The 23803-nt window shown below is 72.0% G+C and carries 19 protein-coding genes and 2 pseudogenes; 14 read left to right on the top strand and 7 right to left on the bottom strand.

The window, feature by feature from the left end:
• Positions 1 to 349: 349 nt before the first annotated feature.
• The 6 genes from ACWC2B_RS37010 to ACWC2B_RS36985 are packed head-to-tail and all read right to left on the bottom strand — an operon-like array spanning position 350 to position 5590.
• Positions 350 to 1603, bottom strand: a complete 1254-nt coding sequence (locus ACWC2B_RS37010) for a cytochrome P450 family protein (protein ID WP_450724567.1) — start codon at positions 1601 to 1603, stop codon at positions 350 to 352.
• Positions 1600 to 2829: a cytochrome P450 gene (locus ACWC2B_RS37005; protein WP_450724565.1), complete on the bottom strand. Its 1230-nt coding sequence runs from the start codon at positions 2827 to 2829 to the stop codon at positions 1600 to 1602. Before ACWC2B_RS37005 ends, ACWC2B_RS37010 begins: the two co-directional genes overlap by 4 nt.
• Positions 2826 to 3443, bottom strand: coding sequence for a GTP-binding protein (locus ACWC2B_RS37000; protein ID WP_450724563.1), 618 nt, complete (start codon positions 3441 to 3443; stop codon positions 2826 to 2828). The genes ACWC2B_RS37005 and ACWC2B_RS37000 overlap by 4 nt, the downstream gene beginning before the upstream one ends.
• Positions 3424 to 3771 (bottom strand): DUF742 domain-containing protein, encoded by a 348-nt coding sequence (locus ACWC2B_RS36995; protein WP_450724561.1) that lies wholly within the window; start codon positions 3769 to 3771, stop codon positions 3424 to 3426. Before ACWC2B_RS36995 ends, ACWC2B_RS37000 begins: the two co-directional genes overlap by 20 nt.
• Positions 3768 to 4169 carry a roadblock/LC7 domain-containing protein gene (locus ACWC2B_RS36990; RefSeq protein WP_398878536.1) on the bottom strand — a complete coding sequence of 134 codons (402 nt, stop codon included), beginning with the start codon at positions 4167 to 4169 and terminating at the stop codon, positions 3768 to 3770. The genes ACWC2B_RS36995 and ACWC2B_RS36990 overlap by 4 nt, the downstream gene beginning before the upstream one ends.
• On the bottom strand, positions 4166 to 5590 hold the full coding sequence (locus ACWC2B_RS36985; protein ID WP_450724558.1) for a sensor histidine kinase: 1425 nt from the start codon (positions 5588 to 5590) through the stop codon (positions 4166 to 4168). Before ACWC2B_RS36985 ends, ACWC2B_RS36990 begins: the two co-directional genes overlap by 4 nt.
• Positions 5591 to 5906: 316 nt before the next feature.
• Here ACWC2B_RS36985 and ACWC2B_RS36980 point away from each other — a divergent pair.
• The 14 genes and pseudogenes from ACWC2B_RS36980 to ACWC2B_RS36915 all read left to right on the top strand — a co-directional run bounded on the left by ACWC2B_RS36980 (position 5907) and on the right by ACWC2B_RS36915 (position 23620).
• Positions 5907 to 8776 (top strand): annotated as a pseudogene (locus ACWC2B_RS36980) (FAD-binding and (Fe-S)-binding domain-containing protein).
• 264 nt (positions 8777 to 9040) lie between these two features.
• A complete protein-coding gene (locus ACWC2B_RS36975) occupies positions 9041 to 9991 on the top strand; it encodes an EamA family transporter (protein ID WP_450724556.1) in 951 nt (316 codons plus the stop codon).
• Positions 9992 to 10459: 468 nt separating this feature from the next.
• Positions 10460 to 10702, top strand: coding sequence for a hypothetical protein (locus ACWC2B_RS36970; RefSeq protein WP_450724554.1), 243 nt, complete (start codon positions 10460 to 10462; stop codon positions 10700 to 10702).
• Positions 10674 to 11195: a DUF6879 family protein gene (locus tag ACWC2B_RS36965; RefSeq protein ID WP_450724552.1), complete on the top strand. Its 522-nt coding sequence runs from the start codon at positions 10674 to 10676 to the stop codon at positions 11193 to 11195. The genes ACWC2B_RS36970 and ACWC2B_RS36965 overlap by 29 nt, the downstream gene beginning before the upstream one ends.
• A 16-nt stretch (positions 11196 to 11211) precedes the next feature.
• Entirely contained in the window at positions 11212 to 12072 is an 861-nt protein-coding gene (locus tag ACWC2B_RS36960; RefSeq protein WP_450724550.1) for a helix-turn-helix domain-containing protein, read from the top strand.
• 94 nt (positions 12073 to 12166) lie between these two features.
• Complete coding sequence (locus ACWC2B_RS36955) at positions 12167 to 12415, top strand: hypothetical protein (RefSeq protein WP_450724548.1); 249 nt, start codon at positions 12167 to 12169, stop codon at positions 12413 to 12415.
• A 77-nt stretch (positions 12416 to 12492) separates the two neighbouring features.
• Positions 12493 to 13308, top strand: coding sequence for a TIGR03084 family metal-binding protein (locus ACWC2B_RS36950; protein ID WP_450724546.1), 816 nt, complete (start codon positions 12493 to 12495; stop codon positions 13306 to 13308).
• Between the two features lie 113 nt (positions 13309 to 13421).
• A complete protein-coding gene (locus ACWC2B_RS36945; RefSeq protein ID WP_450724569.1) occupies positions 13422 to 15065 on the top strand; it encodes an acyclic terpene utilization AtuA family protein in 1644 nt (547 codons plus the stop codon).
• A 688-nt stretch (positions 15066 to 15753) separates the two neighbouring features.
• Positions 15754 to 17355 carry an acyl-CoA carboxylase subunit beta gene (locus tag ACWC2B_RS36940; protein WP_450724544.1) on the top strand — a complete coding sequence of 534 codons (1602 nt, stop codon included), beginning with the start codon at positions 15754 to 15756 and terminating at the stop codon, positions 17353 to 17355.
• 7 nt (positions 17356 to 17362) lie between these two features.
• Positions 17363 to 19249 carry an acetyl/propionyl/methylcrotonyl-CoA carboxylase subunit alpha gene (locus ACWC2B_RS36935; RefSeq protein WP_450724542.1) on the top strand — a complete coding sequence of 629 codons (1887 nt, stop codon included), beginning with the start codon at positions 17363 to 17365 and terminating at the stop codon, positions 19247 to 19249.
• Positions 19250 to 19345: 96 nt separating this feature from the next.
• Entirely contained in the window at positions 19346 to 20485 is a 1140-nt protein-coding gene (locus ACWC2B_RS36930; protein ID WP_450724540.1) for an acyl-CoA dehydrogenase family protein, read from the top strand.
• Positions 20486 to 20640: 155 nt separating this feature from the next.
• Positions 20641 to 22254, top strand: coding sequence for a 4-coumarate--CoA ligase family protein (locus ACWC2B_RS36925; protein WP_450724538.1), 1614 nt, complete (start codon positions 20641 to 20643; stop codon positions 22252 to 22254).
• On the top strand, positions 22251 to 22985 hold the full coding sequence (locus ACWC2B_RS36920) for an enoyl-CoA hydratase family protein (RefSeq protein WP_450724536.1): 735 nt from the start codon (positions 22251 to 22253) through the stop codon (positions 22983 to 22985). The genes ACWC2B_RS36925 and ACWC2B_RS36920 overlap by 4 nt, the downstream gene beginning before the upstream one ends.
• Positions 22973 to 23620 carry a TetR/AcrR family transcriptional regulator gene (locus ACWC2B_RS36915; RefSeq protein ID WP_450724534.1) on the top strand — a complete coding sequence of 216 codons (648 nt, stop codon included), beginning with the start codon at positions 22973 to 22975 and terminating at the stop codon, positions 23618 to 23620. Before ACWC2B_RS36920 ends, ACWC2B_RS36915 begins: the two co-directional genes overlap by 13 nt.
• A gap of 82 nt (positions 23621 to 23702) precedes the next feature.
• On the opposite strand, the pseudogene ACWC2B_RS36910 reads toward ACWC2B_RS36915, so the two are convergent.
• Positions 23703 to 23803: pseudogene (locus ACWC2B_RS36910) on the bottom strand (rodlin); the annotation flags it as partial.

The raw sequence follows: 23803 nt of genomic DNA, 5'->3' as shown, positions 1-23803 counted from the left end.
CCGCCCTCCCACCCGTGCAAGGGGTGGAATGGTCCGGCTCCTGGGGGCTGCGCCCCCAGACCCCCTTGCGGGGACTTCGTCCCCTGCACCCCTTTTCGGGGGCTCTGCCCCCGGACCCCCGTGTCGCGCCTTAACGGCGCTCGTCCTCAATCTCCCCCAAGGCCTTAAGGGCCAGGGGGGACCCCCATGACGGGCTGAAGATCCCAACCCTGGCCAGCACCGGTCCTGCAAGGGGCGCGGGGCTGTGACATGTGCGGATCCGCCCCCACGGTCCGCAGCCGAATCCAGCCCCTCCGGCGCTTGAGGAGCGGGGGTCCGGGGGCGGAGCCCCCCCCAGGCACGGCTCGGCTCAGACCAGTCGCACCGGCAAATCGAACAGGGCGTTCTGGGTCACGATCGGCTTGTTGCGGAGCTCGGCTCGTGGGACCGCCAAGGTCAAGGATGGGAAGCGGGCGTACAGCGCCGGGAGGGCCACGGACGCCTCCAGGCGGGACAGGGCCGCGCCCGGGCAGACGTGCGGGCCGTGCCCGAAGGAGATGTGCCGCACCGGGGTGCGGGTGACGTCGAAGTCGCCCGCGGACGGCCCGTGCTGCGCCTCGTCACGGCCTATCGCTCCGTAGGAGACGATCAGCGCCTCCCCCGCGGGGAGGACCCGGTCGCCCACCGCGACATCCTCCGCGGCGAAGCGGAACAGGACGTGCGACGTCGGCGTCGACCACCGCAGGGTCTCCTCGATGACGTTCTCCCACGGCACCACCCCGTCAAGCACCAGCTTGCGCTGCGAGGGGTGCGTCTCCAGGGCGACCACCGCGTTCACGATGAGGCTGATCGTCGTCTCGTGCCCCGCCGCCACCATCAGCTGGAGCGTGTTGGTGATCTCCTCCGTGCTGAGGTGGTCGCCGTCCTCCGACGCGGCGAGCAGCGCGCTGGTCAGGTCGTCGCCCGGCGCGCGCCGCTTGGACTCGACGATCCGCCCGAACAGCTCGCCCAGGTCCGCCATCATCCGCGGCACCTCCTCAGGAGGCGTCTGGGTGGAGAAGAACTTCTCGAAGAGGGACTTCATGCGCGGGTGGTCGGCCGCGTCCACGCCCATCAGCTCGCTGACCACGTTCATGGGCAGCGGGTACGCGAACTCCGCCTTCAGGTCCACCACTTCACCCGCCTCACGCGCCGCGAGGCGGTCCAGCATCGATGACGTCAGAGCCTCGATGCCCGCCCGCAGCCGCTCCACCCGCCGTACGGTCAGCGCCTGCGCGACCAGGGTGCGAAGCCGCCGGTGTTCGTCGCCGTCGACGGTCAGCATCGAGCGGCCCGGGTTGGCGAGTCCGATCAGCGGCCAGTCCAGCGGGATCTCGCCGCGCTGCCAGGCACCCCACGCGTTGATGTCCTTGACCAGGCGCGGGTCGGTCAGGAGCTGGCGGGCCTCCGCGTGGTGCGTCACCGAGTAGCAGGCCACACCGCCGGGCAGCACGACCCGTACCAGCGGACCGGCCGCGCGCAGCGCCGCGCTCTCGGCGTCGAGGTCGCCGACGAACGGGTCCAGGGTGATGGGACCGCCGTGGTCCACGGGGCACTGCGACGGGCTGCTCAACGGGTTGCTCATCGGGCTGCTCCAAGGGCGGGAGTGGGAGTGAACGTCACGGGAAGCTCGGTCAGACCCCGCAGCCACGGGGACGGGCGGCGGGTCAACTGCCCGGCGGACGCGGCGAGATCGACGTCCGGCAGCCGGTCGAGCAGCACCTCGATCCCGGTGCGCGCGACGACCTCGGCGACCTCCTGCGCGGGGAACGGGCAGCGGTGCTCGCCGTGCCCGAACGAGAAGAACGCGCTGTTGCCGCCGGTCAGCGCGCCCGCGTCGGTCCGTACCTGCGGGTCGCCGTTGGCCGCGGCCAGGCCGAGCAGGAGCAGGTCGCCGGCGCGGACGTGCCTGCCGCCCAGGTGGGTGTCGCGGGCGGCCCAGCGGCCCGCGACGTTCTGGGTGGGGGTGTCCTCCCAGAGCACCTCGTTCATGGCCTCGCCGACGCTGTGCCGGCCGCCCGCGAGCGAGGCCGCGAACCGGTCGTCGGTGAGCATCAGGCGCAGCGAGTTGCCGATCCAGTCCGCGGTCGGCTGGTGGCCCGCGGCCATCATCACCATCAGGTCCTGGCCGACCTCCTCGACGGTGAAGCCGTACGGATTGGCGAGCATCCGGGACGCCACGTCGTCGCCGGGCTCGACCTGCTTGGCGTTGAGCAGCGCGAACATCGACTCGGCGAGGTGGCGCTGGCCCTCAAGCGCGCCCTCCCTGCCGTTGATCATGTCGTTCAGCGCGGTGACCAGGCCGGGGCCCTGCTCGTCGGCGAATCCGTAGAGCCGGGCCAGGACGCGTACCGGCAGGAGCGTCGCGTACTGGCCGATGATGTCGCAGCTGCCCGCGCCGCACAGCGCGTCGATGAGCTCGTCCGCGAACCGCTCGGCGTGGCTGCGCAGTTCGAAGGGGTCGACGGCCTCCAGGGCGCCCGACACCATCGCGGCCCGCTCGCGGTGCCGCTCGCCCACGGTGTAGAGGATCGACGGCTGCTTGCGGCCGATCATGGGAAGCAGCGGCCAGTCGGCGGGAATGCGGTCCCACTGGTTCCACAGGTCGGAGTCGCGCGAGAAGAGCACCGGGTCGCTGGTGACCTGGTGCAGCTCGCGGTAGCCGAGCACCAGCCAGGCCGGCACGTCGCCGTCCAGGACGACGGGCGCCACGGCACCGTGGTCGCGCCGCATGTCGCGGTACAGCTCGTTCGGCTCGGTCTGGAACCGGGGGCCGCTCAGCGGGACGGGGGCGGGAATGGGGCACGTCACGGTATGAGCTCCGGTGCCTTCTGCAGGCGTGCGAGATGTTCTACGAGGGTGATCAGGACGGTCTTGCTGGACTCGCGGGAGCGGGCGTCGCAGCGGACCAGCGGCACCTCGGCGGGCAGGTCGAGGGCCTCGCGGACCTGCGCCTCGGTGTGTGGTGGCCCGCCGAAGTCGTTGCAGGCCACGACGAACGGCGTGCCGTGGTGCTCCAGGCGGTCAATGGCGTACCAGGAGTCGGCGAGGCGCCGGGTGTCGACCAGGACGACCGCGCCGAGCGTGCCCGCGAACAGCCGGTCCCACAGGAACCAGAACCGCTCCTGTCCGGGCGCGCCGAACAGGTACAGGACGTTGCGCGCGTCCAGGGTGATGCGGCCGAAGTCGAAGGCGACGGTGGTGGCCGTCTTCGTACGGACGCCGTCGAGGTCGTCCACCGCCTCGCCCGCCTTGGTCATGGTCTCCTCGGTGTTCAGCGGACGTATCTCGCTGACCGAGCGCACCATGGTCGTCTTTCCGACGCCGAAACCACCGACGACGACGATTTTCAGGCCGTTGTCCGCGGTCCCCGCGAGGGCGGGCCGTTCGGAGAGCGCGGGCCGTTCAGAGATTTCGGAGGCCAACGAGCACCTGCTCCAGGATGTCGGGGTCGGCAAGGCGGTGGGCCGAGCGCGGGTGGCGGGCGCTGATGCGGCCCGTGTCGTGCAGGTCGGCGAGCAGGATGCGGACCACCGTGACCGGCAGGCCGAGCTCGGCCGCGATCTCCACGACCGCCGTCGGGAAGCGGCACATGCGCAGGATCGCCACGTGCTCGGACTGCATGCCGGGCACCGGGTCGGACTCGGTGACCACCAGCGTGACCAGGTCGAAGGCGTCCGAACCGGAGCGGCTGCGCCCGCCGGTGAGGGTGTAGAGCCGGTCCGGCGAGTCGTCCCGGCCCGGCCTGCTCATGCCCGCGGCTCGGCGCTGAGGTATTCGCCGAGCTGCTCCACCAGCTCGGACATGTTGTGGCCCACCAGCCCCGCGTCCGCGTCCTCGGCGGCGACCACCGCGAGGTGCGCGCCCTCGCCGGCCTCGACGATGAACAGGATGCCGCCGTAGAACTCGGCCATCGCGGAGCGCACCCCGCCGCTGCCGTCGCCGAACTCCATCGACGCCCCGTGCGACAGGCTCTGGATGCCCGCGGCGATCGCGGCCAGCTGGTCGGCCTGGTCGACGGAGAGCTCCGGCGTGCGGCACAGCTTGAGGCCGTCGCGGGACAGGACGAGCCCGTGCCGGGCGCCGGGCGTGCGCTCCAGGAGGTTCTCCAGGAGCCAGTTGAGCTTCTCGTCGGTGGTGGTGCCGGTCATTCGGGGTTGCCTTCCGGGGTGGGGGAGTTCGCGCGTACGGCCTGGCGGAAGCTGCTGAAGCGGGCGGCCGCCTGCGATGCCGCGCCGACGGTACGGGCCGGGGCCGCAGGGGCGTCGGGGCCCTCGGGGTGGGCTGCGGCAAGGGCCCGCCCACGCTTGCGCTTGGGCAGCCCGCTCTCGCCGAACTGCGGGAATTCACCACTGGTTTCGGCGCTGGTGTCACCAGTGGTTCCGGCGGCCGGCTCGTGGGTGGCCTCCGGCTCGGTGCCCGCCTCCCGCGCCGTTGGCTCCTGCGGTACGTCGGTGGCGGGCGTGGACGCGGTCGGGACCGGGGCCGGAGTCGGGACCGGGGCCGGGACCGGAGTCGGAGTCGGGGTCGGGGTCGGGGCGACGTGGGTGATCAGCTCGTGCGGGAGCAGCATCAGCGCGCCGGTGCCTCCGCGCGCGGAGGGCCGGAACGACACCGTGAGGTTGTGCTTGCGGGCGAGGCGGCCGACGACCGAGAGGCCGAGCCGGGTGCCGGAGAGCCCGGCGAGGTCCGACGACTCGCCGGACACCGCCTGTTGGGCCCGGCGCAACTGCACCTCGCTCATGACGAGCCCGCTGTCCTCGACGGTGATGATCACCCCGGCCGGCACTTCCTCGACGTACACGTGGACCTCGGCGGTCGGCGGCGAGAAGTTGGCCGCGTTGTCGAGGAGTTCGGCCAGCGCGTGCATGACGCCCTCGGCGGCGTGCCCGGCCACCGCCGCGTCACTGGTGCAGTGCAGGCGTACGCGCTGGTAGCCGCCTATGCGGCCCATGGCGCCGCGCAGGATGGACTCCATGACGATGGGCCTTGCCCAGCGGCGGCCCGAACGCGCCCCGGTCAGCACGGCGATGGAGTCCGCGAGGCGGCCCGCCTGCGCGGTGCGGTGGTCGAGGTGGAGGAGGTCGCCGAGCACCTCCTCGTCGGCGTGCCGGTGTTCCATGTCGCGCAGGTCGGCGAGCATGCCGGTGGCCAGCGCCTGCATGCGGCCGGCCGCGTTGGCGGTGGCCGCGAGGGCCGCGGCCCGCGCGGACTCGGCGCGGCGCAGCTCGGCGGCGTGGGCGGCGATCAGGGCCTTGCGCTCGGCGGCCTGGGCCGCGTCCAGGCGTACCGCGTCGGCGCTGCGCCGGGCGGCGTTGGCCTCCTGGGCGCTGATCTGGCCGTTGAGCGCGGCGAGCCGGGAGCGCAGCACACGGTTGCGCAGCACGCTGTGCGTCACGGCGTACGCGCCGGCGCTGAGCAGGGCCGCCGCGGCACCGAGGCTCCAGCCGACTACGGCGCGGGTGCCCGGCGTGGCCGAGACCACCGCCACCGTGCAGAACGCGCCGGTGACCACCGCGGTGATCAGCAGGGCCAGCGCGGAGGGGCGGGTGAGGGAGGGCGACGCCGTCATCGATCAATGCCTTAGAGCGCTTATGGCGGGCGAGGGGGAAACGGGGGTGGGGGCCGGTGTGGAAGGAGGTGTTCCTGTTCCTCGGGGAACGAGGGGCAACTATAGGAGAGTTGGTGATCGAATTGGATAGTTCTTGGTGAAGATTCCCGCTCGGCAGGGTCGTTGACCGGCCACATTCAGCTCATCTTGGTCTGTTTCCGGACAGGGTACGGACGCGGCGCGGACGCCGTACGGACGCGGACGGACATGGGCCGGACGCGGCGTGGCCTGTGCGGCGGTGGATCCCTGCGAGGCGGGGGCCGGGCATCCTGGGCCCATGGCAGATGGTGCGAAGGCCCCGGGACGCAAGCGCGAGCCGCGACAGGGGGAACAGGGCCGGGAAGCCGAGTTGGAGCGGGAGCTGTCGAGGGTGGTGCGCGGCCGGGTGGACCTCGGGGTCACCGCGCGCGCCCTGACGACGATGGACGCCTCGAACTACCGCGGGGTGCCGCTGGGTGTGGTCGCCCCGCGCGATGCCGACGACGTGGCGGCGGTGCTCGCGGTCTGCCGGAGGTACGGGGTGCCGGTGGTGCCGCGCGGCGGCGGCACCTCGATCGCGGGCCAGGCCACCGGCACCGGGATGGTCCTCGACTTCACCCGCTTCATGCGCTCGCTCGTCTCGGTGGACGCGACGGCCCGAACCGCCGTGGTGCAGCCCGGAGTTGTGCTCGACACCCTGCGCTACGCGGTCGCACCGTACGGGCTCACCTTCGGCCCCGACCCCTCGACGCACAGCCGGTGCACGCTCGGCGGGATGATCGGCAACAACGCGTGCGGGGCGCATTCGGTGCGGTGGGGAACGACGGCTGACAACATCCGTCAGCTGACGGTCGTCAGCGCACGGGGCGAACGTCACCATCTGTCACAGGGATGGCAGAACTCGACATCGCCTGTTGGTCTACGCGATTTCGTCAGCCGTCATCTGTCGGCGCTCCGCACCGGCTACCCCCAGGGTCTCCCGCGCCGCATCTCAGGCTATGCGATGGACGCCCTGCTCCCCGAGCAAGGGGCCGATCTGGCACGGGCGTTCTGCGGCAGCGAGGGCACGCTCGGCGTGGTCACCGAGGCCACCGTACGCCTGGTGGAGTCGCCGCCCGCCCGCGCCCTCGCCGTGCTCGGCTACCCCGACGAGAGCGCGGCCGCGGAGGCGGCGCCCGTGCTGCTCCCGTACCGTCCGCTGACCGTCGAGGGCATGGCCGCCGATCTCGTACGGGTGCGGGGCGAGGTCGGGCTGCCGCGCGGCGGGGCCTGGCTGTTCGTCGAGGCGGGCGGGGCGACGGAGGCCGAGGCCCGTTCGCGGGCCCAGGAGTTGACGCGCGTCGGTGACGCCCTCGACTCCGCCGTGGTGAGCGACCCGGCCGGGATGCGCGCGCTGTGGCGGATCCGCGAGGACGCGGCGGGCACCGCGACCCGCATGCCCGACGGCACCGAGGCCTGGCCGGGCTGGGAGGACTGCGCGGTCCCGCCGGCCCGACTGGCCGTATATCTCAGGGAGTTCCGTGCTCTCCTCTCCTCCTACGGGCTGCGCGGAACCCCGTACGGGCACTTCGGCGACGGCTGCATCCACGTGCGCATCGACTTCGACCTGGTGACGCCTCCCGGAATCGGGCGCTTCCGCGCGTTCTCCGAGGACCTGGCCGAGTTGGTGGTCGCGCACGGCGGTTCGCTCAGCGGCGAGCACGGCGACGGGCAGGCCCGCGCGGAACTGCTCCCGAAGATGTACGGGCCCGAACTGGTGGGCCTGTTCGGCGAGTTCAAGGACCTGTGGGACCCGGACGGGCTGCTCAACCCCGGCATCCTCGCCCGGCCCGCGCGCCTTGACGAGAACCTGCGCTTCGAGGTGCTGCCGAAGCGTCCGGTGGACGTGGAGTTCGGCTACCCGCACGACGGCGGCGACTTCGCGGCAGCGGTACGCAGATGTGTGGGAGTCGCCAAATGCCGTACGGAGCAAGGGAGTGCGGGAGGCGACGTCATGTGCCCGTCCTTCCGGGCCACCGGTGAGGAGGAGCACTCGACGCGCGGCCGGGCGCGGCTGCTGCACGAGATGCTGGCGGGCGAGGTGGTCACGGACGGCTGGCGCTCGGAGGAGGTGCGCGACGCGCTCGACCTGTGCCTGTCGTGCAAGGGCTGCCGCAGCGACTGTCCGGTGGGCGTGGACATGGCGACGTACAAGGCGGAGTTCCTGCACCACCACTACGAGGGGCGTCTCCGGCCGGCCTCCCATTACGCGCTGGGCCGGCTCCCCGCGTGGCTGCGGGCGGCGGCGCCGCTGGCGGGCCCGCTGAACGCGGCGGCCCGGGTCCGCCCGCTGGCGGCCCTGGCCAAGCGTGTCGCGGGGATCGCCCCGGAGCGCACGCTCCCGACGCTGGCCCCGCGCACCCTCCTGAGCGAGCTGCGCGAGCGCCCGGTGCCGGGCGGCGCGACGGTGATCCTCTGGCCGGACACCTTCACCAACCACCTTTCCCCGGAGGTGGGGCACGCGGCCCTGCGCGTGCTGGCGGAGGCGGGAATGGAGGCGGAGGTTCCGGCGGGGCGGGTCTGCTGCGGGCTCACCTATGTGTCCACGGGACAGCTGGACCGGGCGAAGGTGGTGCTTGGCCACACCCTGGACGCGATGGAGCCGTACCTGAACGGAGCGGCCCGTCCCGTGGTCGTACTCGAACCGAGCTGTGCGGCCGCCCTGCGCACGGACCTGCCGGAACTGCTCCCCGCCGACCCCCGCGCGGCCCGCCTGGCATCGGCGGTACGCACCTTCGCGCAGGCCCTGGAGGAGTGCGCACCGGACTGGACCCCGCCGCGCCTGAACCGCCCCGTGGCGGGCCAGACGCACTGCCATCAGCACGCGGTCCTGGGCGACGCGGCCGAACGCCGCCTGCGCGAGAGGGCCGGCCTGACGGGCGAGCTCAGCGGCGGGTGCTGCGGTCTCGCCGGGAACTTCGGGTTCGAGCGAGGCCACTGGGAGGTGTCGGTGTCCTGCGCGGAGGACCAGCTGCTCCCCGCGGTACGGGCCGCCGCCCCGGCACGGAAGTCCTGGCCGACGGCTACTCCTGCCGTACGCAACTGGCGCAGCTGGCGGGCCGGAGGGCGAGGCACCTGGCGGAGGTGCTGGCGGAGGGGCTGGCGGAGGGGCTGGGCGGTGAGAGGTAGGGCGGTGAGGGGTAGGGCGGCTTGGCGCCGCTTACATTAGATGGAGCGTGCCGTTCCGTTGGTAACGGAAAGGTGGTTGCGCCGTCGAGGGGCGGCAGTACAAGATACTGAATGATTGGGTTCAGTAAGGTGGACTGTTGTTGGGCTGTCGCCCACCGCCCCCGGATGCTGAATCCGACGCGACGTCGACGTCCGAAGCGAGGTCCGGCGTGACCTCCGACGTGAAGTCCGATCTGAAATCTGATGTGAGTGAGAGGAGCGCCGGTGAATCCGGTCAAGGGTGCGAGCGCTGCGGAGCCGGTCGCGGCGGCCGCCGTCGCGGTGCCGGAGGCTGCCGGTGCGCTGAAGGACGCGGGACGTGGCGGGCGCCGGGCGGCGTTCGGGCCGGTCGCGCTGGTGGTGGCCGGCGGTATATCGGTGCAGTTCGGGGCCGCGGTGGCCGTGACGCTGATGCCGAGGGCGGGCGCGGCCGGAGTCGTCACGCTGCGGCTTGTGGCGGCAGCGCTCGTGCTGATGCTGGTGTGCCGTCCGAAGCTGCGGGGGCATTCGCGGGCGGACTGGGGAACGGTGGTCGCGTTCGGGGTGGCGATGGCCGGCATGAACGGGCTGTTCTACCAGGCCGTCGACCGTATCCCGCTGGGTGTCGCGGTCACCCTGGAGGTGCTCGGCCCGCTGGCCCTGTCGGTGTTCGCGTCCCGCCGCCTCGTCAACGCCCTCTGGGCGGCGCTGGCCCTCGCGGGCGTCGTGCTCCTGGGCGGGGGCGGCTTCGACAGCCTGGACGTGGTGGGGGTGGCGTATGCGCTGGGGGCGGGTGCGTGCTGGGCGGCGTACATCCTGTTCAGCGCCCGTACCGGCCGCCGCTTTCCCCAGGCCGACGGGCTCGCCCTCGCCATGGCGGTGGCGGCGGTCCTGTTCGTGCCGATCGGCATCGCGCAGGCGGGCGGGAAGCTGTTGGTCCCCTCCACCATGGCGCTGGGCGCGGCGGTGGCGATCCTGTCCTCGGTGCTCCCCTACACCCTGGAACTCCTGGCCCTGCGCCGCCTGCCCGCGTCCACCTTCGCGATCCTGATGAGCCTGGAACCGGCGCTCGCGGCGACGGCGGGATTCCTCATCCTGGGCCAGGCCCTGTCCTGGCCGCAGGCGCTGGCGATCGGCCTGGTGATCGGCGCGAGCATGGGGGCGGTACGGACGCAGATCCGGGCGGTCTCGGGATAGTGCCGGGTTGAGCGGGGTGACTCCCTTGGCGGGGGGTGCCGGTACGCATGAGGTGGCTCCCTTGCCGGGGCTGCCCGTAGAGCCCAGGGCCGGCGGACCCGGCCGCCCTCCTGGGGCTGAGCCCCAGGCTCCGGGAACCTGCCCGCCGACCCACCCGTTGCTCAGCCTGGAATGTGCTGGACCCCTGGGGGCCGCGGCCCCGGACCCCGGCGGGGCCCCGCGCCCCGGACCGGCCTCGCTCGGCCCGGATCGCCGGGGCCCCGCCATCCGCCCCCGGGCGGCCGCCGCCCCGCCCTGACCCTCCGCCCCTCCGTTCGGCCGGACCCCAACCGCCAATGCCCCATGCCCTCTTGACGCCCTCAGCCTGATGGGCAACGCTCATAGAACGTTGTGGAACATCACGAAACGCAGCGCCACGTAACGCAACGAACATCTTCGTCGGCAAGCGGAAGACCGGAGGCAGCAGCCATGGCACTGCGGTTCATCGCGAAGGATCCCAACACCAATGGAACTCAGTGCCCGACGGCCTGGGTGGACGAGGAAGCGGAAGAGATCGTCATCCAGGGCTGGAAGGCCGACGGGGCGCTGTTGGCACAGTGCCGCGAGACCGGACCCGTCCCCGAGACGGAAGCCGTGGTGCGGCTGCCGATCCGCATGGTGGCCGCACTCAGGGAGGCATGCGATGTCGCGGACCGACTCGGCGTTCGTTGACCTGCTGGCCAACACGCACCATTCGGCTGTGCACTTGGAGCTGCGCGACTCGTACGGAATCGGCGAGGAGGCGTCCGAATTCGCCAGGTGGCGGTCCGGTTGGCGGCCCCACCCGGACCCGGCGACGTGGTGGAACGACTTCCACACCTGGGTCCGGGACGCGACCGCGCGGGGGGTGGCGTTCCGCCGTGCCCGGATCGTGTCGGAGCCGGTCAGTGAGTACATCCGCTACGAGTACGAGTGCACCTACCAGAACGTCGCCGCAGGCGAGTCGGTGCGCTGGCTGTCACGCCGGAAGGCGTCCGATCTGGCGCTGCCCGGCAACGACTTCTGGCTGTTCGACGGGCGGCTGATCATGTGGAACCACTTCACGGGAGAGGGTGGCTCGGCAGGCCCCGAGTTGGACGAACGCCCCGACGTGGCGAAGCTGTGCGCAACGGCGTTCGACGCCGTGTGGGAGCGGGCCACGCCTCACGAGGACTACCGGATCTGACGGACTGTCACGCCCCATGCCAGCGTCTGCGTCAACGAGTGTTCAAGCGGCTCGCAAGGCCGTCGCCGACCGTCTCCGGGAGATCCGGCGGGACGCGGGCATCTCCGGCCAGGCCCTGGCGGCCCGTGCGGGTTGGTACAAGTCCAAGGTCTCGCGCCTGGAGAATGCCGTCACCCCGGCGTCCGCCGAGGACATCCGGGCATGGTGCCGGGCCTGCGGCGCGGACGGTGAGACCGGGGACCTGATCGCCGCCGCCCGTTCGGCGGACAACATGTACGTCGAGTGGCGTCGCGTGCAGCGCTCGGGGCTGCGGCAGCTCCAGGAGTCGTACGTGCCGCTGTACGAGCGGACGCGCGTGTTCCGTACGTACTGCGCCAACGTGGTGCCCGGCGTACTCCAGACCCATGCCTATGCGATGGCACTCATGCGTTCCATCAGCGAGTTCCACGAGACGCCGGACGACGTGGCGGGCGCCGTCGAGGCGCGGTTGGCCCGGTCGGCCCATGTGGTACGGCAGGGGGACCACCGGTTCGCCCTGGTGCTGGAGGAGTCGGTGCTGCGCCACCGCGTCGGCGACGCCGAGACGATGGCCGGACAACTGGGCTACCTGCTGTCCGCCATGGCATTCCCGTCCGTATCGCTGGGTGTCATCCCCTTCGCGGCCGAGCGCCGCATGTGGATGATCGAAACGTTCACGGTGTACGACGAGGAACAGGCCGAGGCGGAGCTGCTGACGGCCCGGGTGAACGTGACCACGCCGACCGAAGTGAGCCAGTACCTCAAGGCGTTCACGGAATTCGCCAAGCTCGCCGTCCACGGGGCCGATGCGCGCGCACTGATCACGTCTGCCATTGACGCCCTGGACCAATCTGCGTAAGGCTCATAGAACTCTGTGGAACTTCCTATGAGTTGGGGCAGCCGAATTCCTAACGTGGTTCACCACCAGCACCACGTGAAGGGACGGCGACACGATGACGCGCGATTCAGGGGCCAGCCCCCGCACCTACCCCCAGCCCCCGATCGAACTGGCAGGGTTCGTCGACAACTACCTCTACGGCTGTGTCCCCGCACCCGAGTGCGAGGTCTGCGCGGCGCTGGCCGAGGAGCTGGCGGTGGCCCGCCGGGGCAAGGAGCACAGCCGGGCGTACGACGCGGCGGCCGAGATCCGCAACCACCCCCACCCGGGCCGGCCCGCCGGGGAAAACCAAGGCCGGAATTAAATGCAAGCACGCTTGCTTGTTTCAGGCCCGCCTGCCATGCTCCGGGGCACACCCGCTGTCCCGGAGGGGAGCGCACTGTGCCCGAACCGGTCGGTCCAACCGACGCCGTTCTCGCCGTCCTTGACGACCTGCGTGCCGAAGGGGGTGAACTCGACGTACTCATCGGGGAGTTGAGCCCGGCCCAGTGGGCCACCCCCACCGCCGCCCCCGCGTGGACCATCGCGCACCAGGTCGCCCACCTCGCCTGGACGGACACCGCCGCCCTGCTCGCCGTCACCGACCCCGACGCCTTCGCACTGGAGGTCGAGAAGGCCGCCGCGGCGCCGGACCGCTTCGTGGACGACGGCGCCGAGGCCGGGGCCCTGCTCCCGCCCGCCGAACTGCTCTCGTGGTGGCGGGACAGCCGCGTACAGCTTCAACAGGCCTTGCGGGACGCGCCGGTTGGGGCCAGATTTCCCTGGTACGGGCCGCCCATGTCCGCCGCGTCCATGGCCACCGGCCGCCTCATGGAGACCTGGGCGCACGGCCAGGACGTCTTCGATGCCCTCGGCCGCACCCGCAAGCCGACCGATCGGCTCCGTCACGTCGCCCGCATCGGCATCCGGGCCCGCGACTACGCCTTCACGGTGCGAGGGTTGACGCCCCCCGCCGAAGAATTCCGCGTCGAGCTCACCGCGCCGGACGGCGTCAGTACATGGACGTACGGGCCCGAAGACTCCCAACAGCGCGTCACGGGGCCCGTGTTGGACTTCTGCCTGCTCGTCACCCAGCGCCTGCACCGCTCCGACACCGCCGTACGCGCGGAGGGCGCCGACGCCGACCGCTGGCTCGACATCGCCCAGGCCTTCGCCGGCCCGGCGGGCCCCGGCCGTCCGCCCAAAGGCGCCTCATGAACCAGAGCGGGCTCCCGGGCGGACTCCAGGACGGACTCCCGGGCGGGCTCCAGGACGGGCGAATACTGCGGATCGGGAACGCCTCCGGGTTCTACGGCGACCGCTTCGACGCGATGCGGGAGATGCTGACCGGCGGCCCCCTCGACGTCCTCACCGGCGACTACCTCGCCGAACTCACCCTCCTCATCCTCGGCCGCGACCGGCTGCGCGACCCCCGGCTCGGGTACGCCAAGACGTTCCTGCGGCAACTGGAGGAGTGCCTCGGGATCGCGCGCGATCGCGGCGTGCGCATCGTCGCCAACGCGGGCGGCCTCAACCCGGCCGGACTGGCCGATGCGGTACGGGAGTTGGGCGCTCGGGTGGGTGTGCCCATACAGGTCGGCCACGTCGAGGGTGACGCGCTGGCGCTCCCCGAGGGCGCGCTCACGGCCAACGCGTACCTCGGCGGCGGCGGGATCGCGGCGTGCCTGCGCGGCGGGGCCGACGTGGTCGTCACGGGGCGGGTCACGGACGCCGCGCTGGTCACGGGGCCGGCGGCGTGGTGGTTCGGCTGGGGGCCCGAGGAGTACGACGCGCTCGCGGGCGCGGTCGTCGCCGGGCACGTCCTGGAGTGCGGCACCCAGGCCACCGGCGGCAACTACTCCTTCTTCACGGAGTTCGCGGGCCGCGACCTCATCCGGCCGGGCTTTCCCCTCGCCGAGATCCACGCCGACGGCAGCAGCGTCATCACCAAGCACCCCGGCACCGGCGGGGTGGTCGACACCGGCACGGTCACCGCGCAGCTCCTGTACGAGACCGGGGGCGCGCGGTATGCCGGGCCCGATGTCACCGCGCGGCTCGACACCGTACGGCTCGACCAGGACGGGCCCGACCGGGTCCGCATCACCGGCGTACGCGGCGAGGCGCCGCCGCCCACCCTCAAGGCGGGGGTCACCCGCATCGGCGGCTGGCGCAACGAGGTCGTGTTCGTGCTGACCGGCCTCGACATCGAGGCGAAGGCCTCGCTGGTGCGGAGCCAGGTCGAGGACGCGTTCGCCCGCACCAAGTCCCGCCCCGCGTCGGTGAGTTGGGAGTTGTCCCGCACCGACCGGCCGGACGCGCCCACCGAGGAGTGCGCGAGTGCGCTGCTTCGCCTTGTCGTACGGGATCCCGATCCTGAGGCGGTGGGACGAGTGGTGAGCGGTGCGGCGATCGAGCTGGCGCTCGGCAGCTACCCCGGGTTCCATGTCACGGCCCCGCCGGGGAAGGGGGCGCCGTACGGGGTGTTCTCGGCGGTGTATGTGGATGCGGGTTCGGTGGAGCAGGTGGCTGTACTTCCGGATGGCGTAAGGGAGTTGGTGCCTGGTGTGTCAGTTGTGTCTCGTGCTGCCGGTTTGGAGGCTGTTCCCGAGCCCCCTCTGCCTCCGTTCGCCGCCTCGGGGCCCACTCGACGGGTGCCGCTGGGGACGGTGGCGGGGGCTCGGAGCGGGGACAAGGGTGGGGATGTGAACGTGGGGGTCTGGGCGCGGTCGGAGGGGGCGTGGGGGTGGATGGTGCATGCGCTGACCGTTGACAGATTTCGTCAACTGCTGCCGGAGGTTGGTGGGTTGAGTGTCACTCGGCATGTGTTGCCGAATCTGCGGGCGCTGAACTTCGTGGTGGAGGGGTTGTTGGGGGAGGGGGTCGCTTCGCAGGGCCGGTTCGATCCTCAGGGGAAGGGGGTGGGGGAGTGGTTGCGGAGTCGGGTGGTGGAGGTGCCGGTGGATTTGCTTGGGTGAGTTTCCCCCACCCCGCCCCTTCCCTAGACCCTCCGGGGGAGTTCGATTCGGCCGCCGCCCGTGGTTGTCACCTGGGGCTTCGCCCCAGACCCCGGTGGCCCCGCCCCACCCCTTCCCTAGACCCTCCGGGGGAGTTCATTCGGCTCCGGGCCGGTGATCGCATCTGGGGCTCCGCCCCAGGCCCCGTATCGCGCCTTGACGGCGCTCGTCCTCAAGCTCCCCCAAAGCCTTAAGGGCCGGGGATCCCCATGACTGGCTGGGGATGCCTGCATGGGCGGCGCGCAAGCTGCCGGCCCCGCCAGGATCAACCCGGCCAGGGGCGCGGGGAACTGCGCGACCAGCCCGAGACGGCCCGCAGCCGGCCAACCCACCCCGGAAGCCATGCATCGGAGCCGCGGAGTGTCACAGGAAGGGGCCGAGTCAGGCCACCGGGTCCGGGGCGGAACCCCAGGTGACGGCCACGGGGCCGCAGCCGGAATTCCCACCCCCGGAGGGTCTAGGGAAGGGGCGGGGAGGGGAATCCGCCCGCCGCAGGCGCCCCCGACCCGCACCCACCCCGGGCTCGCGCCCTCGACCCGCACCCACTCCGGGCTCGCGCCCCCGCCTCGCACCCACCCCCGCCCCGCACTCACTCCGGGCCCCCACCCCCGACCCGCACCCCTCACCCATCCCCCCCAAGGAGCCCCCCATGCCCACCCTCCCCACCACCCTCAACCCCACCACCCCCGAATACCGCCAGGCCACCGCAGCCATGCGCGCCAAGCTCGACGAGCTGAACCGCGAGCACGACAAGGCGCTCGCCGGCGGTGGGGCCAAATACATCGACCGGCACCGAAGGCGCGGCAAGCTCCTGCCCCGCGAGCGCATCGAGCTGTTGCTCGACCCCGACACCCCCTTCCTGGAGCTGTGCCCGCTCGCGGCATGGGGGAGCGACTACACCGTGGGCGCCTCGATGGTCACCGGCATCGGCACCGTCGAGGGCGTCGAGTGTCTGATCACCGCCAACGACCCCACCGTGCGCGGCGGCGCGTCCAACCCCTGGACGCTCAAGAAGGCCCTGCGCGCCAACGAGATCGCGTACACCAACCGGCTCCCCTGCATCAGCCTCGTCGAGTCCGGCGGCGCCGACCTGCCCTCCCAGAAGGAGATCTTCATTCCGGGCGGGGCGATCTTCCGGGACATCACCCGGCTGTCCGCCGCCGGCATCCCCACCATCGCCGTGGTCTTCGGCAACTCCACGGCCGGCGGCGCGTACGTCCCGGGCATGTCGGACCACACGGTGATGATCAGGGAACAGAGCAAGGTGTTTCTCGGGGGACCGCCCCTCGTGAAAATGGCCACCGGTGAGGAGAGCGACGACGAGTCGCTCGGCGGGGCCGAGATGCACGCCCGTACCTCCGGGCTCGCCGACCACTTCGCCGTCGACGAGCAGGACGCGATACGCCAGGCCCGCCGCATCGTCGCCCGCCTCAACCACCGCAAGGCGCACCCGGATCCGAGCAAGATTGTCGTGCCGCCCAAGTACGACGAGGAAGAGCTGCTCGGCATCGTCCCCGAGGACCTCAAGACGCCCTTCGACCCGCGCGAGGTCATCGCCCGGATCGTGGACGGATCGGACTTCGACGAGTTCAAGCCGCTGTACGGGCCGAGCCTGGTCACCGGCTGGGCCGAGCTGCACGGCTACCCCGTCGGCATCCTCGCCAACGCCCAGGGTGTCCTCTTCTCCGCCGAGTCGCAGAAGGCCGCGCAGTTCATCCAGCTCGCCAACCAGCGCGACATCCCCCTCCTCTTCCTCCACAACACCACCGGCTACATGGTCGGCAAGGAGTACGAGCAGGGCGGCATCATCAAGCACGGCGCGATGATGATCAATGCGGTGTCGAATTCCAGAGTTCCTCATCTGTCAGTCCTGCTCGGCGCCTCCTACGGCGCCGGTCACTACGGCATGTGCGGCCGCGCCTACGACCCCCGCTTCCTGTTCGCCTGGCCGAGCGCCAAGTCCGCCGTCATGGGGCCGCAGCAGCTCGCGGGCGTCCTGTCGATCGTGGCCAGGGCGTCCGCCGAGGCCAAGGGACAGCCGTACGACGACGACGCGGACGCCGCGCTGCGCGCCATGGTGGAGCAGCAGATCGAGGCGGAGTCGCTGCCGATGTTCCTGTCCGGGCGGCTGTACGACGACGGGGTCATCGACCCCCGCGACACCCGGACCGTCCTCGGAATCTGCCTGTCGGCGATCCACACCGCCCCCGTCGAAGGCGCCCGCGGCGGCTTCGGCATCTTCCGGATGTGAGGCCCCGATGACCCCCATCACCACCCTGCTCGTCGCCAACCGCGGCGAGATCGCCTGCCGGGTCTTCCGTACCTGCCGTGACCTGGGCATCCCCACGGTCGCGGTGTTCTCGGACGCCGACGCGGGCGCCCTGCACGTACGGGAGGCGGACGCCGCCGTACGGCTGCCGGGGGTGACGCCCGCCGAGACGTATCTGCGCGGCGACCTCATCGTGAAGGCCGCCCTCGCCGCGGGGGCCGACGCCGTGCATCCCGGGTACGGCTTCCTGTCCGAGAACGCCGGCTTCGCGCGGGCGGTCACCGGCGCCGGGCTCGCCTGGATCGGCCCGCCCCCCGAGGCCATCGAGGCCATGGCCTCCAAGACCCGCGCCAAGGAACTCATGGGTCTGCCACCCCTCGACCTCTCCGACGTCACCGAGGACGATCTCCCTCTCCTCATCAAGGCCTCGGCGGGCGGCGGCGGACGAGGAATGAGAATTGTTCATCAACTGACGGATATCGAAGGTCAGTTGTTGTCGGCCCGCGCCGAGGCTCTCGCCGCCTTCGGTGACGACACCGTCTTCGTCGAGCCGTACATCGAGGGCGGACGCCACGTCGAAGTGCAGATCCTCGCCGACGCCCACGGAACGGTCTGGGCGCTCGGCACCCGCGACTGCTCCCTCCAGCGCCGCCACCAGAAGGTCATCGAGGAAGCCCCCGCACCCGGCCTCGGCCCCGAGCTGGCCGCTGAGCTGCACAGCCTCGCCGTACGGGCCGCGAAGGCCACCGACTACCGGGGCGCGGGCACCGTCGAGTTCCTGGTCGCCGACGGGAAAGCCCACTTCCTGGAGATGAATACCCGCCTCCAGGTCGAACACCCCGTCACCGAGGCCGTGTTCGGCATCGACCTCGTGGCCCTCCAGCTCCGTATCGCCGAAGGCGAACCCCTCCCCGCGGCCCCGCCCGCCCCTCAGGGCCACGCCATCGAGGCCCGCCTCTACGCCGAGGACCCGGCGAACAACTGGGCCCCGCAGACCGGCACCATCCATCAACTGGACATCGAGGGCGTGCGGTTGGACTCGGGTTACGGGTCCGGCGACACCGTCGGCGTCCACTACGACCCCCTGCTCGGCAAGGCTGTCGCCCACGCCCCCACCCGCGCCGAGGCCGCCCGCAAACTCGCCCGCGCCCTCGAACGCGCCCGCATCCACGGCCCGTCCACCAACCGCGACCTGCTCGTACGGTCCCTCCGGCACCCCGAGTTCGCCGAGGGGCCGGGCGGAACCGGCTTCCGCCTCGACACCGCCTTCTACGACCGCAACCTCCCCGACCTCGCCACCCCCACCCCCGGAGCCCACCACGCCGCCCTGGCCGCCGCCCTCGCCGACGCCGCCTCCCGGGCCGGCCGGTTCGGCGGCGGCTGGCGCAACGTACCCTCGCAGCCGCAGGTCAAGCGGTACGGCGAGCACGAGGTCCGCTACCGGCTCACCCGCCACGGCCTCGAAGCCGACGGCTATCCCGAGGTGCGCCTCGACGCCGCCGGGCCCGATCGCGTACGGCTCGAAATCGACGTCGTGGTAAGGGAGTTCACGATCTCCCGATACGGCGGCGACACCGTGTACGTCGACACGGCATCCGGAGCCCACGCCCTCACCGCCCACCCCCGCTTCACCGACCCCAGCGACCTCGTCGCGCCAGGCTCGCTGCTCGCCCCCATGCCGGGGGTCGTGGTGCGGGTCGCCGACGGGGTCGAGGAAGGCTGCCGCGTCGCCGCCGGACAGCCGCTGTTCTGGCTGGAGGCCATGAAGATGGAGCACCGCATCAGCGCCCCCGCCTCCGGCACGCTCACCGCGCTCCACGCCGCCCCCGGTCGCCAGGTCGAGGTCGGCGCCCTGCTCGCCGTAGTCGTTCCGTAGCCCCGTAGCCCCGTAGCCCAGTCGTCCCGTAGCCCCGTCGCCCAGTCGTCCCGTGTCCGTTAGTCGTCCCGTGTCCGTTCAGGAGGCTGAACCAGCATGACCGGAGTCATCGAGAGCCAGGAGAACAAGGATCTGCGCGCCGCCGTCGCCGCACTGGGCGCCCGGCACGGACGCGGGTTCGACCGGGCGGCCCTGTGGTCGGAGGCCGCCAAGCTCGGCTACCTCGGGGTCAACCTGCCCGAGCAGTACGGCGGCGGGGGCGGCGGGATGGCCGAACTGTCCATCGTTCTGGAGGAGTTGGGGGCGGCGGGCTGCCCGCTTCTGATGCTGGTGGTGTCGCCCGCGATCTGCGGCACGGTCATCGCCCGCTTCGGCACGGACACCCAGAAGCAGAAGTGGCTGCCCGGTCTCGCCGACGGCTCGCTCACCATGGCCTTCGGCATCACCGAACCCGACGCGGGATCCAACTCGCACCGCATCACCACCACCGCCCGGCGCGACGGAACCGGCGACGGCTGGATCCTCACCGGCCGCAAGGTCTTCATCTCCGGCGTGGACATAGCGGACGCCACCCTCATCGTCGGCCGCACCGCCGACGCCCGTACCGGCAGCCTCAAGCCCTGCCTCTTCATCGTCCCGCGCGACACCCCCGGCTTCCGGCGCTCGCAGATCGACATGGAACTCCAGGCGGCGGAGAAGCAGTTCGAGCTCGTCCTCGACGACGTGCGCCTGCCCGCCGATTCCCTCGTCGGCGACGAGGACGCGGGCCTGCTCCAGCTCTTCGCCGGGCTCAACCCCGAGCGGATCATGACGGCCGCGTTCGCGATCGGCATGGGCCGCTACGCGCTCGCCAAGGCCGTCGACTACGCGACGACCCGGCAGGTGTGGAGGCTCCCCATCGGCGGCCACCAGGCCATCGCCCACCCCCTCGCCCAGGCCCACATCGAGCTCGAACTGGCCCGCCTGATGATGCAGAAGGCCGCCGCGCTGTACGACGCGGGCGACGACATCGGGGCCGGCGAGGCCGCCAACATGGCCAAGTACGCGGCCGCCGAGGCCTGCGTCAAGGCCGTCGACCAGGCCGTCCACACCCTCGGCGGCAACGGCCTGACCCGCGAGTACGGGCTCGCTTCGCTGATCACGGCCGCGAGGGTGGCCCGTATCGCGCCGGTCAGCCGCGAAATGATCCTCAACTATGTGTCGCACCAGTCGCTGGGGCTGCCCAAGTCGTACTAGGCGCTCCGCCGAGGTGCGGGTCTCCGCACGCGGCCCCGGTGGGGGCCGGTCGTGCCCACGCGGCGGAGCCGCACAATGCCGAAGCCCCGCGCCCCCATCAGCACGTACCGCACCCGACTTCGACAGGTCTGCTCAGCCGCATCAGGAGGCCCCGCATGGACTCCCCCCGAATCTTCCGCAGCGAGTACGCCGACGTGCCCCTCGTCGACGAGCCCATCCACGAGGCGGTCCTCGCCCGCTCGACCGCCACCCACCCGGACGCCACAGCCCTCATCGACGGCACGGACCCGAGCGGCTCCACCACGATCACGTACGGCCGACTCGACGTCTGGCACCGCAAGTTGGCGGCTTCGCTCGCCGCGTCCGGCCTGCGCAAGGGTGACGTGCTCGCCCTGCACAGCCCCAACTCGGTGCTCTACCCGGTCGTGTTCTACGGGGCCAGCCGGGCCGGAGCGGCGGTCACCACCGTCCATCCGCTGTGCACCGCCGAGGAGTTCGCCCAGCAGATGGCGGACTCCTCGGCGCGCTGGATCGTCACCGTGTCCCCGCTCCTGGAGACCGCCCGCCGTGCCGCCGAACTCGTGGGCCGCATCGAGGAGATCTTCGTCTGCGACCGGGCCGAAGGCCATCGCTCGATCGTCCACGACCTCCTGACGGCCGACGACGCCCCCGAGCCGCCCGCCGTCACCATCGACCCCGCCGAGGACGTCGCCGTGCTGCCGTACTCGTCCGGCACCACAGGCGTCCCCAAAGGCGTCATGCTCACCCACCGCAACATCGCCACCAACCTGGCCCAACTGCACCCGCTGGTACCGATGGTGCCCGGCGAGCGCATCCTGGCGGTGCTGCCCTTCTTCCACATCTACGGCATGACCGCCCTCATGAACGCGCCCCTGCGGTCCGGCGCGACCGTCGTCGTGCTGCCGCGCTTCGACCTCGACCAGTTCCTCGGCGCGATCGAGAAACACCGCATCACCGGCCTGTACGTCGCGCCGCCGATCGTGCTCGCCCTGGCGAAGCACCCGGCGGCCGCCCGGTACGACCTCTCCTCGATCGAGTACATCGTCAGCGCGGCCGCCCCGCTCGACTCCCGTCTGGCGGCGGCCTGTTCGGCCCGTCTCAAGCTGCCGCCGATACGCCAGGGGTACGGCATGACCGAGCTGTCCCCGGGCACCCACACCGTCCCGCTGGCCACCCCGAACCACCCGCCCGGCGCGGTCGGCAAGCTCCTGCCGTCCACCGAGATGCGCATCCTGCGCCTGGACGACCCGGCCCGCGACGCCGAGCCCGGCGAGGAGGGCGAGGTCGCGATCCGCGGCCCGCAGGTCATGAAGGGCTACCTCGGCCGCCCGGAAGCCACCGCCGACCTGATCGACGCGGACGGCTGGGTCCACACCGGCGACGTCGGCCGGGTCGACGACAACGGCTGGCTGTACATCGTCGACCGGGTCAAGGAACTCATCAAGTACAAGGGCTTCCAGGTCGCCCCCGCCGGCCTGGAGGCCCTCCTGCTCACCCACCCCGCCGTCGCGGACGCCGCCGTCATCGGCGTGCACGACGCGGACGGCAACGAGGTCCCCAAGGCCTTCGTCGTACGCCGGCCGGGAGCGCCGGACCTCGGCGCGGACGAGCTGATCGCGTACGTCGCCGAACGCGTCGCCCCGTACAAGAAGATCCGCCGCGTGGAGTTCGTCGAGAGCGTGCCCCGCGCCCAGTCCGGCAAGATCCTGCGCCGCGAACTGCGCCAACGAGAGAAGGACCGGACGTGACGCACCTACAGGTGACCCACGAGCGGGGCATCACCACGCTCGCCCTCGACTCGCCCGCCAACCGCAACGCCCTGTCGGCGACCCTGGTGGCCGACCTCGGCGCGGCGCTCGCGCGGTGCGCCGAGGACGCGGACGTACGGGCCGTGCTGCTCACCCACACCGGCGGCACGTTCTGCGCGGGCGCCGACCTGAAGGAACCGCCGGACCCGGCGGCCTTCGTGGGCTTGATGCGTACGGTCGTGGAACTCCCCAAGCCGGTCGTGGCACGGGTCACCGGCCACGTCCGCGCGGGCGGCCTCGGCCTGCTCGCGGCGTGCGACATCGCGGTCGCGGGACCCGGGTCCTCGTACGCGTTCACGGAGGCGCGGCTCGGCCTCGCGCCGGCCGTGATCTCCATGCCGGTCCTTCCCCGCATGGACCCGCGCGCCGCGAGCCGCTACTACCTCACAGGCGAGCGGTTCGACGCGGCGGAAGCGGCCCGCACCGGGCTCGTCACGCTGGCCGCCGAGGACGTCGACGAGGCGCTCGAACCGGTCCTCGACGGGCTGCGCCGGTCCTCACCGCACGGCCTGGCCGCGTCGAAGGCTCTGGTCACGGCTACCGTGTTGGAGACCTTCGACCGCTGGTCCAAGGAACTGACCGCCCGCTCGGCGTCCCTCTTCGCCTCCGCCGAGGCGCGGGAGGGAGTGACGGCCTTCCTCGAACGACGGGACCCCGCATGGGTGTTGTGACCCCACCGAAGACGACCCCACCGAAGACGACCCCACCGAAGACGACCCCACCGAAGACGGCCTCACCGAAGACCCCGAAGCAGGACCGCAGCCGGGCCACTCGGCAGCGCCTCCTGGAGGCCGCCGTCGCGTGCCTGGCCGAGCACGGCTGGACGGGCTCGACCGTGTCGGTGGTCGCCGAGCGCGCCGGGGTCTCGCGGGGCGCCGCCCAGCACCACTTCCCGACTCGCGAGGACCTGTTCACGGCGGCCGTCGAGTACGTCGCCGAACAGCGGTCGTTCGCGCTGCGAGCCCTGGACCGCACGGACCGCGGGGAGGTCGTGGCCGCCCTGGTCGGCCTCTACACGGGCCCGCTGTTCCGGGCCGCGCTGCACCTGTGGGTCGCCGCTTCCAACGAGCCTCAACTGCACGCCCGGGTAACGGAGTTGGAGGCGAGGGTGGGCCGCGAGTCGCACCGTATCGCGGTCGAACTCCTCGCCGCCGACGAGTCCGTACCGGGCGTACGCGAGACGGTGCAGGGTCTCCTCGACATGGCCCGGGGCCTGGGCCTGGCCAACCTGCTCACCGACGACGCGGCCCGCCGCGAGCGGGTCGTCGCCCAATGGGCGGCGCTCCTCGACGAGGCGCTGCGCTGAGGCGCCGGGCCCGGACAGCACGAAACGGCCGGCCCCGGGTGACGCAGGACCGGCCGTCGATCAGGCTGCTCAGCGCTCAGCCCTAACTGTTGCCGGAGAGGAGCGCGGCCCGGTTCAGGACGTGGGAGAGCGGCTCGTCGCCCTTGGCCTGGGTCGAGTTCTCGGTGCACTGCTGGTTCTGCG

The sequence above is a fragment of the Streptomyces sp. NPDC001415 genome (assembly GCF_053597395.1).
This window is presented reverse-complemented; position numbering and strand designations above follow the sequence as displayed.